The following is an 18,101-nucleotide window of genomic DNA, read 5'->3' as shown; positions in this document are numbered from 1 at the left end:
TACATGAGAAAAAAAACTGATCTAACAAAAGAGGAAATCGAAGAGTGCAACAAGGCTTCTCACCTGTTGAGACCTAAAAAGATTGATGATATTGTTAAATTACAAAAAATTGACAAGTACTCGAAGTCTTACACCATGTATGATTCCAATACAGATACATTTAGGTTCAATGATTTAGCCAAGTTAAATGAAGAGTATTGTTACAAGGTATAGAAACACGGATATGAAAATGGTATTATGGTAAAGAGACAACTGGAAGATAGTGGATTCAAGATTATAAGTAAACAAGAGTGGAAAGTATATGATACACAATTAAAACAAGCGATAGTTAAAGGTTCATTCAAGGAAAAAATGGAAGAATATTGTCTTCATAAAGAAAGTAATTCCATGCCTGATAAGCTGATAATTGCATCAATGAGATCAGCTGACCCTAGTTTAGAGGTGTATTACTCGACTTTAGGTGCTTCAAAAATTAAAGCTCTAAACTTCAAGGAAAGTAAACTCAAAATTGAATGTGAAAATATTCTCTTAAAGAATAAAGTATTTCCCATTCTCAAGGAAGAACTTGAAAGCAAAGATTTTATTCCAGCTAAAGAAGCAAAAGCTATCCTAGAAAAGATATACAAGCAAGTAGGAATCACAAGTACTGCCAAAGGTTCTGACCTCAAATACTGGTACAATATTAATGATACAAGTAGATATATTGACGGGATAAAAACTAAAGGATACGAGATTCTTAGTACCATGTATTGATAAGTACAAATAATCCCCTGTTTTCAACCAGAGAGAGGGGGATTATTATATATAGAACATGGTAATGTATAGCTGTTTTTACTGATTAAAAAGACCTGTCCAAAATTATTTTTTTTCTATTCTGGAGTCATGAATGCTATATACTCCAACCAATCCACCCTCCCCATCACTCAGGTGGGGATAGTCCCCCCTACAACAATAATAAATTCACAATCATGGAAAGAGATTTAAAGTTCGTGAAAACAATGAGTGTAGCAGAGTTTAAAGCACACCACAATGTAGAAAAGATTGAAGTGAAAAGGAATGAGCACACTGGCAAATGTTTCTTTGTCTATGGCTTTGAAACTGGTGCTTGTTCAAGGAAGGTAGAAACAGGAGAACTAACAGTACCAGTAATTTCTGAAGTATGCTCCGCTACAACTGGAGAGATGTTCTTCTTGTTGCACCAGAAAGGAGAAGGAGGGGCTACTACATTGGCTACCTTGTAATAGCTAATGAATACACTCCAGAAGGGCAGTTGGATGAATGTCTGGCTGCTCTTTTATTTTTCTAAATTGTTAATCATTAATAGTATTTGAATATGCTAAATTTAAGAGTATCATCAAAGAAGCAAGCCAAGATAAAGCTTGCCCTTCAAGGCTGTGCAGGCTCAGGAAAGACCTATTCTGCCTTGCTATTAGCCTATGGCTTATGCAATGACTGGACTAAAATTGCAGTTATTGATAGTGAAAATGGAAGTGCTGATTTATACGCTCACTTGGGAACTTATAATGTATTGAATCTAAGTGAAAACTTCACCCCAGAAACTTATATTGAGGCTATAAAAGCGTGTGAAGATGCAGGGATAGAAGTGATTATAATTGACTCAATCTCTCAATGCTGGGATTACTTGCTTGAATACCATGCCAACCTGCAAGGTAACTCATTCACTAACTGGCAGAAAGTAACTCCAAGAATCAATGCCTTCATGCAAAAGATTCTACAATCTCGAAGCCATGTTATTTGCACCATGAGGTGTAAACAAGATTATGTTTTGAATGAAAAGAATGGTAAAATGGTACCTGAAAAGGTAGGATTAAAAGCTGTCATGAGAGATGGGATAGATTACGAGTTTACCATAGTGTTTGATATCAACATGAAGCATCAAGTTATTGCATCAAAGGATAGAACAGCACTGTTTGTAAATAAACCAGAGTTTATCATTACCCCCACTACAGGACAGGCTATTTTAGACTGGTGCAATGAAGGGGTAAGCATGGAGATGGTTAAAAGCAAGATTAACCAAGCCAGAACCATTGAAGAACTGACCACTATTTACCATGCCTACCCTGAATGGAACATTCAATTATCAAGTGACTTCACCACGAGGAGAGTCAAACTACAAGAAGCCATGAAACAACCCGGTATCAATTACCAACCTAATTTTACAAGATATGGAAACAATGCTATTACAGCCCGTCAGAACTAATATTTATCCAAGCATCATCACTACCTACAATTCTGGAGCAAGCACTTCACCTGTTGCTCCTGAAACTGGAATAATGAAAGGGACTCCAGAAGATGCTATATTAATAGAGGGGCAACTACCTTTCATCGAGGCAAACACTAGAGAAGCCACCATGCAACACTTGAAAAATGATTGCGTGGTGCCCGTATTCAGCAAGGATAATGAAGTGACCATCTCTCACCCTTCTTTCATTGAAACTGTCTGGGAAGCTGCCAATCAAGCATTTCCAAGGGAAGAGATTGAAGAACCCTCCATCAGGGTTAGCCATGTTATTAAAGGTAGAACACCAGATGCCATTCACAAACCAGTGAAAGACTTGCTGGATGAAGACAAGACCATCTACTATGAAAGAATGATGTTTTGTATTCAAATCCCCTCCATTCACGAGGATATAGAAGGCAACAGGCTCAATCTCACTGTTGGAGGGGTTAGGGCTTACAATCATGAAAATCTTTACAGCAAGAAGGGCATCGAGAAGTTCAAGGTGTTTATTGGCTTCAAGAACATGGTTTGCTGCAACATGTGTGTTTCAACCGACGGGTACAAGTCAGAGTTGAAGGTGACGAGTGTTGCAGACCTGTTTAATGCCACAATAAGGGTAATTCACGAGTATAATGCAGCCCAACACCTTCACAACATGGCTACTTACAAGGATTGTTACATGACTGAAAGCCAGTTTGCACAGTTCTTGGGAAAGAGCAGGATGTATCAATTCCTACCCAGTGAACAGAAGAAGAGGCTACCTTCAATGCTTATGACTGATACCCAGATAGGACTTGTAGCCAAGGCATATTACAATGATGAAAACTTTGCCATTCAAGAAGGTAACAGGGAAATCAGCATGTGGAGAGTCTACAACCTTCTTACAGGGGCTAACAAGTCATCCTACATTGATAATTTCATTGATAGGGCTCTTAATGCCACCCAATTGACAGAAGGGCTAAACAAGGCTCTAAATGAAAGAAACGAGTATTCATGGTTTATCCAGTAACTCTCTTCACCATAACTCAACTTCTGGAACTACCAGTTACATTTTATCCATTATGATGGGAAATTTTATAGTGTCGAAAAAATTGATGTTACACCGTATAAGGTTAAACTGGAAAAATTCGACATTGCTCACTTGGGTATATAATAATACATTGTATCATTAAAGTGAGCCATGTATTCACTTCCATTGTCTAATAAAGGAGAAGTGAATACAACCTGTCACTGGAATTAAAAGACGTGATTACGCGTTGAAGGTGGTTTATAGAGCCTAGAAGGGGTGATGTATCCCTGTTTATTAACAATACCCTATTCTGGAGTAGCTTTTAGATAACAGGCTTAAAGTTGTACAAGATAAATATGGTCTAATGAATATGATTATCGAGGCTATTGTTCATGTTATTATCTGGATAATAATGATATGTGTTATTGCGAAGAATGAATGAGGGTATCCCTCGTGTGATTGTTTTTATTGTTGTTTCAAGCCCCTTTCTGGTAAAGATTGGGGCTTTTAAATTGAATTGATATGAGAATCAGGGACAAATGATAGAAATGTGGTACATTTGCCATCAAGAATGAAGGATTGAAGTACTTCTTTCCTCTTCTGGAGTGTATTGAACACAAACAAGGATACAAGCTCATGCCTGTGGTACTAGCATGGATTGAAAACCTTCTAAAATAGCTTTTAAATGATTGTTTATTGCAGAAAAGTCATAACTTTGCGGTAGTAACAGTTAAATGATTGCTAATGAAATAGAAGTTTAATCAAGACATACTAGAAAAAGAAGTGTTTGCTTCTTACTCGTGATAGTCCTAAAATTACCACCTTGAAGACTAATAATCACAACAGTAAGTAGTGGATACTCATACCATACGGTGTGGGCTTCCCTTATATTGTGTGATTATAGGTGTGTGGTAATACCTTGGACTTGCAATTGAGGCTTGGCTCACACCTTCTTTTTGTACTATGGCTACAAAAAGAAAAACTATGAATACAAAAGAATTAGATGCCGCTTTAATGCAGCAGTACAGCATTGAATCAATGTTAAAACCTTCATGTGATGCATTTAAATTGACAAGTAGTAAAAATCAAAGTATTGCTGCAATGCAAGTCCAAGCCCCTGATTATTGTTTTAAAAGTAAAGGTTTTTTATGTTCGCATTATGTAGACCCTAATGCTCCAGAGGGGAAATTTAGCTTATTCATGAAGCTACATATGACAACATACAAAGACAACCTATTCTGCCAGAATAATCAAGCAATGAAACATCTTTATAATAAAGATATTAATATCTTGTACCAACAAATAAGTATGCTTACAATGCATGCACAATTTAAAGATGTAGAAGATATATTGAACGTTGATAATGAAGTTGAAAGGCGTTCTTTAGACCCAGAATCTGTTTCAATAGGAATAGGGTTATATGTTTATTATACAATACTAATTAACAACTCTCTTGATGCATTATCATTCAACGAACTATTTGTTAAAAGCTGGTATTGTTATTATGACAATTGGATGACACGACGACTTATGTTCAAAATGAATGGTAATAATTGGAAACTCCAATTCAAAGGAGTTCTATTAGACTAATTATCACTTCATAAACTCTATAATGAAAATAATATGGATAAATCATTCCCAATCACTTTAGGACTACAAAAAGCAGGATTACCCTTAATACTAACATCAGGTAAACTAAAGAATCTATGTTTCTTGATAGATACGGGTTCAACACATAATATCTTATTTGATTTTGTATATAACCACTTTAGGGATGAGTTTAAATTACTAGATGACACCCAATCACTTATGGGAATAGAGGGACAATACCGAGAGACTCCTACTATTGAAGCCACATTCAATTTTGAAGGGAAAGATTATACTTCCACTTTTTCTGTATTGGATGCTTCTGAAGCTATTAAACAAGTGCAGGAAGAAACTGGAATACAAATTCATGGGGTACTTGGTATAAAGTTTTTACTAGAAAACAAGTGGATAATTGATTTTAATAAACTTAACATATCAAATTATAATGAATAAATATCACATTTTGCTTCCTATATTCTTCTTTATTATAGGATGCAATACTCAGCAAACACAAAAAGCAAATAAAGTAAATCCTATAAGCCTAATGGATAGTGTTTACTCATGTAATAACTTCCTCAAAACGAATATACCATATACAGCTAGTGGTTATGGAGCTGTATTAATTAAAACAACAGAAAATGCTTCATTTAAAGATAATTATTCATCAAGATTAAAAGTACTTTTCGAAAATAAGGATTTAGTTACTATTGAAGTAGGTATTGATAATCCTATTACATGTGCAATTAAATCTGTTGAATATTATGGTCTTGCTACAGGATATATGCAAAATACTCCTTTAGGTTCAATGTATGAATTAACAAAACTAGCTATAGTTAAGACAGATACAGGAGAAATAAGAATTGCAGAATCTCAAGGGTATTTTAGGACAATTTATCATTTCTATATAAAAATAGGGAATGAAGAAATTGAAGCAGGAAATCCTCTTCTTTGTTGTTTTCTTCCTTCTGAAAGAGCATTATGGTAAACTGTTTGATTCAATAATATACACCCTCTTAATGACAATATTAAAATTGATGGAAAAATTTAAAGCTCAACCTATGATATTAATTCAAGTCAAGGGTATAGGATTCACTTTCTTGGTGGATACTAGTTGCAAGTACAACCTACTTGCTCCTTGCTTGGTTGACTTCTTTCACGAGGAATATCCAGCTTCACAGGAAAGGATTAAATCTCATGAGTGGTTGAATTTAAATTTTCCCTCTCCAGAAGCCCCCATAAAAACCCCTTTATACTTGTTTAGAGAGGTATTCCAGAAGAGAGAAGGTATCAAGAAGGTTAGATGTAAAAATGGGGTTATAATGGGATGTGAATCTACTATACTCAAATTTGAATATAATGGAAAGACTTATTCTGAACTATTTTACATTGACCAAAGCCTATGTCCCTATTGCACATCCAAAGAGAAGATGTTCTCTGGGGTACTAGGAACAAACTTTCTCAAAAAGCACAAATGGATTATTGACTTTAATAAACTAGAAATTAATGATTGAATTATGAACACAGTAACATGAAACTTATTCAGCCTCTACATTTCCATTATGGTGGGAAGAATAAAGATAATATGATTTGTAAGAAAAATATTGTTTAATCTATATCTGGTATCCTTACAGGTGCATATCACATTCAGCAAGCATCTAACATGTTGTATTTTAATGTTATACAGAGTGGGTTCGAGTCCCACCGAGGTCACCGAAAATGAGCCACTTACGAAAGTAGGTGGTTTTTTTATGGGAAATAAATACCCACCTAACTATAGAAAAGTCAAGTGGGTACCCTGTAGATTATTAACTACTTAATTTTTCTTCACGAAGATAGGATTCGAGTAAAACCATAAATCCTCGAAAGAGACTTTTGCCGCAGCTTCATTATTTGCCGTGGGAGTATCGACTAACGGATTTCCGTTAGCGTCGGTTTCACCTGCTTTATTCAAGCCATGATTTGTTCCGCGTAACCTAAAATACGTATCCTTGGTAAGTTCTACCTCGTACTCGATCACTTTAACTCCCCCTTCTCGGGTTGTCCATTTCTGGCTCACGATACCATTCGCATCAGTTACACCACCGACTGCATCGAAACGAGCTATAACTTTCGTTTTATCGTAATTGTCGATACTGTATTCCGCAGAACCTTTAGTTATTTTAGAACGCATTTCGCCGGCGATTAAATCGATATGATCAAGTTTTGGATTTATCAGCGACGTGTACATGTTATTATTGTTTGTTTCAGGGTCCCGAACAACAATACTAATCTTGATTTTTTCTGTTTTCGCAGTATACGTTTGTCCCATGGTTGCCGAGCCGATAGAAAATTCAAGTTTATCAATCAGATCACCATGAACCGTAAATATATTGCCGGAGCGAAGACCGTCAACAATACCTTGTGCCGTTTTTTCTTTGACAGACACATATGTTTTCTGGTATTCACCGGGATAAAAATCATCCGCCCCCTTACTGACATGCTTATGAAAATCGGAATTGGCAACTAACCAAAAATTCCGCCCTTCGGACAACATCGCATCCCAGAGTCCCCCGACTTGCGCTGCCATGATACCGGTACCGCCGTAAGTATAACTCTTTTTGAATGAAGATGAATTACCTATTCCTCCACGGTTCGCAGATGCTTGATGCCCCGGAGTACTTTCAAAAGCGACAAATACATCCGGTGCGACATCATTCAAATCCCGGAAATCGGATATAGACCATTTGTTCTGGCGTTCCGGGTGTGCAGGTACTATCCAGCTTGTTTTCCGGTGATTAGCCTGCAACCAAGCCGCAGCTTCCATTGTTTTTTCGTGACCTGCTTTCGAGGACTTAACCCAACCGTATTCATTGCCGCCAGTCTGATCCTTGTCATTGTTATCAAACATATATTCAAACTGTGCCATCGCATCAGCATTTCTCGAAGCATCGGGACCATCAAATTGTCCCGTGATAATGCACGTACTCGCATGTTCGTGTCCCGCAGGGTTCCATTCCAAACCTTGCATGATAATCATATCTTTGTTTGCATCCCCGAAAGCCTTTGTCTGTAACCAACTATAATCTTTTATCGATTGCCAACGCCACATGTTTCTACCGTTTGCATCCCCTTTAAATACGGTTGTTTCACTCCATCTCGGGCATTCTCCCTCGAAATCCCCCTCACTGGCATCACCCCCGAAAGCACCCCCGTGTTCACTGTTCACGGAGAAATCAAGGTCATATTTTTTAGCTTGAGAATAGACAAATTTAATTGGATTCGTACCATCCGAGTAAGCCGTGTGTTGGTGAAAATCTCCTGTCAAATACGTTCCGAATACCGATTTTTCTTCTTCATTGCCTCCACCTCCGATTTCCGGATCGGAGTTTTCATTACAAGCCGAGAATAAAGCTACAACGAGCGCAAGTGATAATAATAAATTGTTTTTCATGTTTTCAAAGTTTCATTGATTAAATTTTGCGTCACAAATGTATGTACCCAATGTTACCAATAGATTTCAGAATAATGAAGAAATAGCAACGCCCTCTCGTAACAGGCTTTCCCGGGTGCAGGGGAATAACTTTCTTGTTTCTTTCACGTAAAAATCTCAAAATACACTATATTATGAGACACATCACTACATTATTCATGATGCTGGCCCTCGTGCTAGGCACCTTCGCGTCGCTAACCGCACAAAACATGACGGCTAAAGAGCAACGCAAACTAACCAGACAAGAACGTAAAATCGCTCAACAAAAAGAAAATGAACGATTGTACAAGGAAGCGATCCGGGCTCTGGAAAACAATAATTTTGTACTGGAAGCCCACCATTTGATCTTCAAAAGAGGTAGATCAACAAGTGTAAGTGCCACGAGAAATTTCATTTCTATGGCAAATAAAAAAGCTACCGTGCAAGTAAGTTTCGATACCCCCCGTCCGCTTCAAAACGGATTAGGCGGTTTCACTGTCGAAGGAAATGTATCGGACGTCAAAATGAAAACGGACAAGAACGGAAGCGTTATTTATAGTTTTTATGTCCAAGGAGTGAGTATTTCTGCGTACGTGACTATTTCTCTCTCTCCCAGCTCTAATAACGTTTCGGCAAGGATTTCGCCCTCCTTCAATTCAAATACCCTTACAATGATGGGCAAACTTTTGCCACAGGAAAAAGCAAGTATTTTTGAAGGGATTAAACGTTAGTGCATACGTTCAGATACAACCACGCCCCTTCATCCCCCGTACAAAGGAGAGATGAAGGGGTATATTATTAAAAATCTTACGACTTTACATCCTTCGTGTCATCTTTTAACAAAAATGTACTATCTTTACATTTGTAACCTACAAACCACACGAAAGATGAAAAGACTATTCTTCACTATTCTTTGTTGTTTCATTTGTCTTACAGCCTATATGCAGGACAAGCCGGAATGGCAGGACGAAACGATCCCTTTTGTCGGGAAAGAATACCCGAGAACCCCGTTTATGACTTACGGGGATATTGACAAAGCCCGAGATAACGATTTCAAGGCTTCCGCAGACTACAAGTCTTTGAACGGTAAATGGAAATTCCTCTGGGTTTCTACCTACAAGAAACGCCCGATAAATTTTTACAAAACGGATTTTAATGATTCCGGTTGGGAAGAAATCGAGGTTCCGGCAAACTGGGAAGTCAACGGGTACGGGGTCGCCTTGTATACGAATCACCCGTACGAGTTTTGCCCCCGCAACCCGCAACCGCCACTTCTGCCGGAAGAAAATCCGGTAGGATCATATCGCAAATACTTCGAATTGCCGGAACAATGGGACGGGAAAGAAATATTCCTGCACATCGGGGCGGTGAAGTCCGGTTGTTACCTTTACGTGAACGGGACAAAAGTGGGATATAGCGAAGATTCCAAAGATCCCGTGGAATACAATATCACCCGTTACTTGAAACCGGGGCAGAATCTGATCGCTCTTGAAGTCTATCGCTGGTCAACCGGCAGTTATCTTGAATGTCAGGATTTCTGGCGTATCAGCGGGATTGAAAGAGATGTCTATCTCTTCGCGCAATCTCCCGTTCATCCTTGGGATTTCTCCATCCGACAGGACTTGGACAGCAGTTATACCAATGGACTTTTCGGGCTTGACCTAACCTTGGTAAACAAAAATCCGAAACAACCGGGACAAATCACCGTGCGTTATCAATTGGAAAGTCCGTCGGGTACACGAGTAGCGGAAGGGCAGAAAATAGTCAACGTCGATTCTATCGCCCGTGTTCATTTCGACACCACGATTCCACAAGTAGAGGCATGGACAGCGGAAACACCCCATCTCTACCAACTTTTTATTCAAATCGAACAATCGGGCAAACAAACCGAAATTATTCCTTTTCGGGTCGGATTCCGCAAATTTGAAATCCGGGGCAACCAATTCCTTGTGAACGGGCGTCCCGTACTCATCAAAGGTGTCAATTACCACGAGCATAACGAACACACGGGGCATGTACTCGGCGAAGCCGATATGCGAAAAGATTTCAAAACGATGAAACGCCATAATATCAATGCTATCCGTTGTTGTCATTACCCTCAACAACGTCGTTTCTATGAACTCTGTAACGAGTACGGTTTCTACGTGTGCAATGAGGCGAATATCGAATCCCACGGCATGGGATATGACCTTCGCAAAGGTCGCACGCTCGGTAATAACCCACGCTGGCTGAATGCCCACATGGATCGCACCGTGAACATGTACGAAACAAGCAAAAACTATCCCTGTATCACGTTCTGGTCTCTCGGTAACGAAGCCGGGAACGGGTACAATTTCTACGTGACTTACAATTGGTTGAAAGCACAGGATACTTCTCGCCCGATACAATACGAACGGGCCGGACTCGAGTGGAACACGGATATTTATTGTCCCCAGTACCCGGGTGCCGACGCTCTCGAACGGTGGGGTAATTCACAAACAGACCGACCGTATATCATGTCCGAATACGCTCACGCCATGGGCAATAGTACCGGAAACTTAATGGATTTATGGAACGTGATCTATCGTTATCCCAATCTCCAAGGCGGATTTATCTGGGACTGGATAGACCAAGGCATACTCGTGAAAGATGAGAACGGTACACCATTCTGGGCTTACGGGGGAGATTTCGGGAAAGACGCCCCATCCGACGGCAACTTTCTGTGTAACGGTCTTGTCGGTCCCGACCGGGAACCGCACCCCGGACTCACGGAAGTAAAAAAAGCCTATCAGTACGTTTGGTTTCAGCCGGTCGATATCAGCAAAGGCGTCGTGAAAATAGAAAACCGTTATGACTTCACCAACCTCAACCAGTTCGCCATTGAATACACGTTGATCGGCGACACGGAAATTCTACATTCGGGAACTCTTCCCTCGCAAAACATCGCTCCGGGTAAAGACCGTCAAGTAACCATCCCGCTTAGGAATCTAAAGATAAAACCCGGCGTGGAATATTTCTTGAATCTACACGTGAAAACCAAAAAGCCCGCCTTATTCGCTCCCGCGGGCTACATCGTGGCTTCCGAACAATTCCAAATCCCGGTAACGACACCTAAACCCATTTATCAAGCCGCCCCGGAACAAGTGCTTTCCATGGAAGAGAACGGACCGGAAATTCGTATTTCCAACCCGGACATGGAATTTGTCTTCCACAAGCAAAAAGGGTACGTTACTTCCTACCGGGTGAAAGGCGTACAGTATATAGCGGATGATTTCGGCTTCCAACCCAACTTTTGGCGGGGAGCCACCGATAATGACTACGGCAACGGTATGCCCCATCGCCTGCAAGCGTGGAAACAAGCCGGCAAGAATTTTAAAATCGCCGGAATCCGGACTTCTGCCTCGACAATAAGTACGAATCTGACAATCACGTATCGGTTGCAGGAAAGCAACACCCGTTATCACGTGTCCTACACGATTTATCCCTCCGGTTACCTGAACGTGGCCTGTCATCTAGAAGCTAATCCCAATGCCCCGGAAATACCCAGAATAGGTGCACGCTTCCGTGTCCCGTCAGACCTCAACCAAATGGAATATTTCGGACGCGGTCCCGAGGAAAACTATCGCGACCGCAACCACGGGACACTCGTCGGGCATTACAAGAGTACCGCCGAGCAACAGTACGTGCCTTACGTTCGTCCGCAGGAGAACGGGCACAAGACAGATGCCCGTTGGTTAGCCCTAACTGACAAAACAGGTAAAGGACTCCTCTTTGTAGCCGATTCGAATCTAATGGAATTTAACGTATCCCGCAATCGGATAGAGGACTTCGATAGTGAAGAATCCACTAGCCCTTACCAATGGCAAAACTTCACGAAAGCCGAATCCCATGATCCGTTAATGGCACAAAACCGCAAACCCAAGCAAACCCATGTCAACGAGCTCCTCCCCCGTAACTTCGTGGAAGTATGTCTTGACCACCGGATGATGGGTGTCGCGGGCGACGATAGTTGGGGTTCCCGTCCCTACCCGCAGTACACGATCCCCGCGAACCGTGATTACTATTGGAGTGTTATGATCATCCCGAGCAACAATAACTCTGAGATTAACAACCACACGGGGTATCGGTATTTGCCATAGAAACCTCTTCCAACTTAACCAATTCCCAAGCCCGGTAAACGACAGCGATATAACGTATTTCCGTGAGTCCGGCTTGGGCTTTTATTTTTTTGTCATCGGCATATCGGCGCAATTGCTCTTTTGCCTCTTCCAGTTTATTGGCAACTTCTTGGTCTGTGGCTCCATGCTTCAGATACTTGAACTCCACCACGTAACTGTACTTCATTCCGGGATGATTCACCAAATTCGGTGCCATCCACAGGTCGCAATATCCCTTTCCCAATTCTTGCTCCGGCCAAATAGTAAAATGATTCGTCAACCCCATATACACTAAATGGAGTGTTTGCACGGCTTTCTCTCCCTCGATATAATCCCGGATAGACGTTTGATTTCGCAATTCTTTCCCAAAATACTCGAATACCGGACGCCACTCTCCACGATAAGCCATATATCTCATCATTTCACTCAATTCCATCATTTTTATCTCAAATACACCCGCCTCCAAATATCCTCGCTCAAGATACGAGAATAACATCTGCCGTATCGTCAAATTAGGTATTTTCAGTATAACCATACCTTCTTCTTCCCGATCTATCGTCAGTATCCCGAAATAAAAGAGCAGCGACACGAAATTCGTCGGTTTCACCAATTCCTCCGCGGGAAATCCCGGTAATATATCCGACACAATTTCCCCATCCTCTGCAATTTGCTTAATCCGGGAAAAATTACCATTTAACTTTTTATCCAAAATAATCAGGTAACGTAACTTCGCGTAATCCGTCTTCACGTTCGGGTCAACCAGACTATCGGGAGTGCAACCGGACGTGATTAAACTATTCACGAAATATAACACCATGTCCGAATTATACATCCTTACATTGCAACAAGATTTCGAGAAACAATAATTATCATACCATTCACGCATTATCTCCAAACGCTCCTCCACATTCCCCACCAGACACCCCTCGTTCTTGTAGTATTCCAACATTTCCCGCACCTCATTCTCCGTGAACCCTAGGAATTCGTTGAACCGAGCCTCCATACTAGCTTGATGTGCTATATTGAAACCGCTGGTCACGTCGTCCAGCGTCACCGGAGAAACTCCCGTGATAAACATCCGCTTTACCGCGGCATCACCACCTGTTGTCGCCTCTTTCAATTTATTAAAAAACGCCCGATAAAATCCGGCAGCGTGCGTCAACTCGTGATAACGTTCATGCCCATGTTTCGATAACACCACGTTCGTGAAGTTATCATATTCATCAATAATCAAATAAACAGAAAATTTCGCAAATTGGCAGCGAAGCATAACGTAACCGAAGCGCTGTTCCGCATTCACGCATTGGTGATACCCCTCCATGTAATCCGCGGGGAACAAATGGGCGTATTTCAGGTTAAACGCCATTAATCGAAGATCCAAATGCCCCCAGAAAGATTGTTCCAAACGATCGATATCCGGGCTCACTCCGGCAAAATTAAAACTCAATATCAAATATTTATTCCGTTCCGATGTCGGATGTTGCCCGATGTAATATTTCCCGAACAACTCCTCGAAACGATCCTCGAACGCCACGTCATAATAACTTTCCAGTATCGACAACCACAACGACTTCCCGAAACGGCGAGGACGTATCATAAATAAGAATCGAGGAGAATTCTCCACCTCCTCGATAAAACGAGTTTTGTCCACGTAATAATAATCATCCGTTTGCAATAAACGGAAATCACTTAAACCATAAGGAAGTTTCTTCGTTGCCATAACCTGATATTTTAATCATCACAAAGTTACAACTTTTCAATCATTAAACATATTCGGTCCATAAAAAGATATTACTACCCGTATCCATAACAAAACACGTTGTCATTTCTAGAAATCAAATGCAACAATTCCAGAAAATGACAACGCATCCACATAAATAAGCCACCAAGGACTAATCACATTCTATTTCAAAACTCCCGAAATGCCCTGACATAGAATATTGCTTCCTGAGGGAAAAGATTAGCATCAACGTAATAAGTACCCCACCAATAATTATTCGTCATTGAACATCCCGCATTCCTCACATTATCAGTCATAGACAATGTAGATGAAGCATAATAATAATCATTCCAACTATTCCAATCAATGTTTACCGGGGACGAATTAGCGACTGAAGAATTCCTAATTGCTTGATTAAATTGCGCCCATGTATCTGGATTACTAATTAATCGTGCGAATTTTTTCACCACGTTATGAGCTGGAAGCACCCAACCGGTTACCCCATCCACGTTCTTATCATTACACCACTTCATAGCGGGATAATTCTTTAAATCAGGATCTACCGCCAAGACTGCATTCAAATTAGCTTGTGCGTTATTATTATCATACGCATTCGGGAAGTAAGTGCCCATAGGAGCCGTTCCCCAAGCTAACTCCACTTCATCCATGGAAACTATCCATCCGTGTGTTCCCGTTTCGTCCACATCAATAACAATTCCTTGTACTCCATGACGGTCATAAAAATCGAGCACTTTAAATGTTGGCAGATCTTCGACAGCCTCGCCCAAGATTGGAGATTGTCCCTCTTTCCAAGGAGAAATATCCTTTATCCGAACATGACACTCTCCCTCGTCAATCACGACCTCCATGACAATCTGTTTACCGGATTCAAAAACCAACTCCTTGTCCGCGTTCCAAACACAAGAATAATTACCGAGCGTAAAGATATCCAAAAATTGTTCCCCGACATGTATCGTCTGGGGCACGATAATAACCTCCCGGGCCATTTCATACCCGCTCGGTATATCTTGAAGCTCCCGGGCAACAACATTACCTTTTGCTCCTACCGGAGATACGGTTCCCGTTCCCAAATCTATATTGGCAGCGGTTTGAGTATTGCACACGGATAGTCGCCCACCTATCAAACTCCCGGGCATGGAAGTATTACTTTTCACGTGCAGGATTATTTTACTCATCAAGTGGTGAAATGACAACAAAAGCGGTTCACTCGTGTAAGTTGCCGCATGTTTCGTCCATAAAAAATCACTTTGCCGATTCCCATCCGGAATCAACGAAACGGTATCTTGCCGCAAATTAAGCTGAAAAGGATAAGCATGAGGCGCATCTTGAGCCTCCCGGTCATACGGAGCGTAAGCGTACACGTTAATTGTTGAACGATTGTTCCAAGTGGCACGAGGTTCGGCAACCAAACCTCCCGCACTTTGAGAAAAACGCATATTATGTACCCCATCGGCATTAGCCAATTTTCCAGAAACATCGGTAGTTGATAACCAAATACCTACTTCCTGCCCTCCTTGAAACCGATAAGCAGTTTCCTCCGCCGTCATCCCGTCTATCAAAGCTGACAGATGAAGTTCGGCTCCTGAAGTATCATTACCCGTGTTATCATCATCATTACATCCTTCCACGAACCAAAAACAGAATAACATGGAAAGCCATATATAATATTGTCGTTTCATTTTATTATCTGAATTTTACTTACAACCCTTATTTCACTTCAATTTCAAATTCCTGCAAACAAGCCGGTTCCAATCTTATCCCGGGAGAACGATATATACACGTGATACCGTCAAATTCACATTGCAAAAACGCACACCCTTCTTCCACCTGCTGAGCGGGAAGCACTGCTTTATACAACATTTGCTCCAAATCGACACAATACAATGCCACGCTTCCCATCGTTAAAGGGGACAGTTCCCCTGTCCCTAAATTAAGTTGCATATTAGTCGCTATCTCATTAGCGGTTACTTTCACGAGAGAACCTGCCACGATTCTATCTCCCACCAGTTTCACCTCAACCAAAGAAAATATATGCTCAAACTGAAGCTCCACCTCACCTTCGCTCAATCCTCGGGTATTTGCCGCACGCAAGACATCCGATTCCTCAACAGCCACCTCCGAGTTTTGTTTCGAATGTACACGAACATTTATTGCAGCAGGGTCAAAAGCCTCTCTTTGGTACGGGTAATAAGCATAAAAATCAAGGGGTGCATTATCTTGACTCCAAAGTACTTTATCTATCGGGGAAGCCGGTTGCCAACCGTCCTCCGTTTTTACCCATTTAGCATTATGCGCTTGATTACCCGTTTGAGCGGGTATCGCCGAAATCCCGTCCTCCGTACGTTTCACCGCGTAAATCCCGATAGAATCTCCCACGGCGAACACCTCTTTGCCGGAACGGGCAAGCGCTGAAGCCTGAACTTTAAACTGAACTTCCTTAGGCGTATTTTCCACTTCCGCGTCTATCGTATGTACACATGCCGCCCCGACCACCGACAGACACAAGACAATTAACCATCTTACATTCATAATTCCACGATTTAAATTCCCTCTAATTCTTCCAATACTTTCTTAGTTACAGCCTCAGAGGGACGACTCATATTATTATCAATCACTTTTCCTTCCCTATCAAGCAATATAAAACGAGGAATCCCCTTTATTTTATAGTCAATCGCTATCTGAGCACTCGGTCCTCCCCATAATTGGATGCCTCCCAATTTCTCCTGTTCCACCATTTTAATCCAATTCCGTTTCCGTTCATCCATAGAAATACTCACGAAATGAATATTTTTACCATGAAATTCTTCTTCCAATTTTTTCAAGAAAGGAATCTCTGCCCGACAAGGTCCACACCACGTTGCCCATACATCAATGTAAATATACTTTCCTTTCAAATCATCCAAACTGACGGTATTTCCTTCCACATCCTCATAAACCGCACCACTGGAAACAACGTGTTGCCCTTTTTTCAATTTATTCCACATGGCATACACCTTTTCAAGCTCCTGCCTATATTCCGGTTTAGACACATATTTATCATAAGCCGTTTGGAAACCCATCAAAGAATCACCTCTTGTGCTTTCGACATACACGAGAGCCATATTTTGCACCATATCTTCCAAGATTCGAGGACTCTTAAAATATTGTGTCAATACCCTCAACCGCTCCTGTATTATCGATTCCCAAGAAGCTCCAAAATCGGTAAATGCCAACATAGCTACAGCTGACTTCACATACTTTCTATAAGCAGAAACTTGCCACGCTTTTTCATCATCAATTAATTGTCGAGCTATGTATTCTTTTACAATAGGAGTTTCTCCTCCCTTAAAAACAGCACTTGTTTTATTTCCCCCTTCCCAAAAATGTTGAATCGGATAACTCGTTACGCCTTCCAGCACTTGATAACGGGCACGCATTAACTCTTTTTCTTCAAATTGTTTATTCAATTTATACTTGTGAATTGTTTTCTTATTTTGTTTTAGAAGTTGCTCTATTTTCCGAAGATAAGTCGTTTCATCTAAAAGAAAATCTTTATCCTCCATAGAGCCCAGTTTACACGTGTTCAAATAAGTATTAATATCTGCGTTCTCTCCTTCAAAACGAAGATCCAAATGTATGGCGATAAACTCTCCTTTTTCATTCGGGACCACGCTTATCATCAGATCTTTTCCCGGTTCTAAATAGAGAGTATTAGCACTAAGATCAATACTCAAAGTGAAATAAGCAGCTTCTTTTAATGATAAGGATATCACACTTTTCCGAGACGAATCGTAAGTCAGCACTTCATTAAAATTCGGACCGGACAAACTAACCTTCGGCCTCTGAAAATATTGGCTCAAATCAATTGTCAATTTGGTTTCTTGTGCGAACAAACGAGAAGAACAAGTAACAAGTAGCAAAATCAATATAAGTAAAAATGTTTTCATAGTATTATTTTT

General features: G+C 40.8%; 16 protein-coding genes. 11 read left to right on the top strand and 5 right to left on the bottom strand.

Annotated elements, in window-relative coordinates; translation table 11 throughout:
* Positions 1-3 precede the first annotated feature (3 nt).
* The 9 genes from L0M98_RS05745 to L0M98_RS05705 all read left to right on the top strand — a co-directional run bounded on the left by L0M98_RS05745 (position 4) and on the right by L0M98_RS05705 (position 6,349).
* Positions 4-213, top strand: coding sequence for a hypothetical protein (locus L0M98_RS05745; protein WP_099291453.1), 210 nt, complete (start codon positions 4-6; stop codon positions 211-213).
* A 24-nt stretch (positions 214-237) separates the two neighbouring features.
* Positions 238-753, top strand: coding sequence for a hypothetical protein (locus L0M98_RS05740; protein ID WP_099291452.1), 516 nt, complete (start codon positions 238-240; stop codon positions 751-753).
* A 215-nt stretch (positions 754-968) separates the two neighbouring features.
* Positions 969-1,241, top strand: a complete 273-nt coding sequence (locus L0M98_RS05735) for a hypothetical protein (RefSeq protein ID WP_186976134.1) — start codon at positions 969-971, stop codon at positions 1,239-1,241.
* 92 nt (positions 1,242-1,333) lie between these two features.
* Complete coding sequence (locus tag L0M98_RS05730; protein ID WP_186976135.1) at positions 1,334-2,221, top strand: AAA family ATPase; 888 nt, start codon at positions 1,334-1,336, stop codon at positions 2,219-2,221.
* A 73-nt stretch (positions 2,222-2,294) separates the two neighbouring features.
* Positions 2,295-3,251, top strand: a complete 957-nt coding sequence (locus L0M98_RS05725; protein ID WP_370645591.1) for a DUF3871 family protein — start codon at positions 2,295-2,297, stop codon at positions 3,249-3,251.
* A 984-nt stretch (positions 3,252-4,235) separates the two neighbouring features.
* Entirely contained in the window at positions 4,236-4,841 is a 606-nt protein-coding gene (locus L0M98_RS05720; RefSeq protein ID WP_186976137.1) for a hypothetical protein, read from the top strand.
* Between the two features lie 33 nt (positions 4,842-4,874).
* Complete coding sequence (locus L0M98_RS05715; protein WP_186976138.1) at positions 4,875-5,291, top strand: hypothetical protein; 417 nt, start codon at positions 4,875-4,877, stop codon at positions 5,289-5,291.
* The gene (locus tag L0M98_RS05710; protein ID WP_186976139.1) at positions 5,284-5,823 is read left to right on the top strand and encodes a hypothetical protein; all 540 of its coding nucleotides are present in this window, start codon (positions 5,284-5,286) and stop codon (positions 5,821-5,823) included. Before L0M98_RS05715 ends, L0M98_RS05710 begins: the two co-directional genes overlap by 8 nt.
* A complete protein-coding gene (locus L0M98_RS05705; RefSeq protein WP_186976140.1) occupies positions 5,756-6,349 on the top strand; it encodes a hypothetical protein in 594 nt (197 codons plus the stop codon). Before L0M98_RS05710 ends, L0M98_RS05705 begins: the two co-directional genes overlap by 68 nt.
* A 302-nt stretch (positions 6,350-6,651) precedes the next feature.
* On the opposite strand, the gene L0M98_RS05700 is transcribed toward L0M98_RS05705, so the two are convergent.
* The gene (locus tag L0M98_RS05700) at positions 6,652-8,268 is read right to left on the bottom strand and encodes a hypothetical protein (RefSeq protein ID WP_227216419.1); all 1,617 of its coding nucleotides are present in this window, start codon (positions 8,266-8,268) and stop codon (positions 6,652-6,654) included.
* A gap of 173 nt (positions 8,269-8,441) precedes the next feature.
* Between L0M98_RS05700 and L0M98_RS05695 the strand changes: the two genes are divergently transcribed.
* Together L0M98_RS05695 and L0M98_RS05690 are read left to right on the top strand one after the other, a co-directional pair.
* Positions 8,442-9,017: a DUF4251 domain-containing protein gene (locus L0M98_RS05695; RefSeq protein WP_227216417.1), complete on the top strand. Its 576-nt coding sequence runs from the start codon at positions 8,442-8,444 to the stop codon at positions 9,015-9,017.
* Between the two features lie 156 nt (positions 9,018-9,173).
* Entirely contained in the window at positions 9,174-12,404 is a 3,231-nt protein-coding gene (locus L0M98_RS05690) for a glycoside hydrolase family 2 TIM barrel-domain containing protein (RefSeq protein WP_227216415.1), read from the top strand.
* Here the strand turns inward: L0M98_RS05690 and L0M98_RS05685 are convergent.
* The 4 genes from L0M98_RS05685 to L0M98_RS05670 all read right to left on the bottom strand — a co-directional run bounded on the left by L0M98_RS05685 (position 12,370) and on the right by L0M98_RS05670 (position 18,089).
* Complete coding sequence (locus L0M98_RS05685) at positions 12,370-14,142, bottom strand: ATP-binding protein (RefSeq protein WP_227216413.1); 1,773 nt, start codon at positions 14,140-14,142, stop codon at positions 12,370-12,372. The genes L0M98_RS05690 and L0M98_RS05685 overlap by 35 nt on opposite strands.
* A gap of 188 nt (positions 14,143-14,330) precedes the next feature.
* A complete protein-coding gene (locus L0M98_RS05680; protein ID WP_227216411.1) occupies positions 14,331-15,842 on the bottom strand; it encodes a fimbrillin family protein in 1,512 nt (503 codons plus the stop codon).
* Between the two features lie 28 nt (positions 15,843-15,870).
* Positions 15,871-16,692 carry a fimbrillin family protein gene (locus L0M98_RS05675; RefSeq protein ID WP_227216409.1) on the bottom strand — a complete coding sequence of 274 codons (822 nt, stop codon included), beginning with the start codon at positions 16,690-16,692 and terminating at the stop codon, positions 15,871-15,873.
* Positions 16,693-16,703: 11 nt separating this feature from the next.
* The gene (locus tag L0M98_RS05670; protein WP_099291438.1) at positions 16,704-18,089 is read right to left on the bottom strand and encodes a TlpA family protein disulfide reductase; all 1,386 of its coding nucleotides are present in this window, start codon (positions 18,087-18,089) and stop codon (positions 16,704-16,706) included.
* Positions 18,090-18,101: the final 12 nt, after the last annotated feature.

The sequence above is a fragment of the Butyricimonas sp. DFI.6.44 genome, from assembly GCF_022132345.1.
Lineage (GTDB): Bacteria > Bacteroidota > Bacteroidia > Bacteroidales > Marinifilaceae > Butyricimonas > Butyricimonas muris.
Note: the sequence above shows the minus strand (reverse complement) of the source record. Positions and strands in the feature narration are given on the sequence as shown.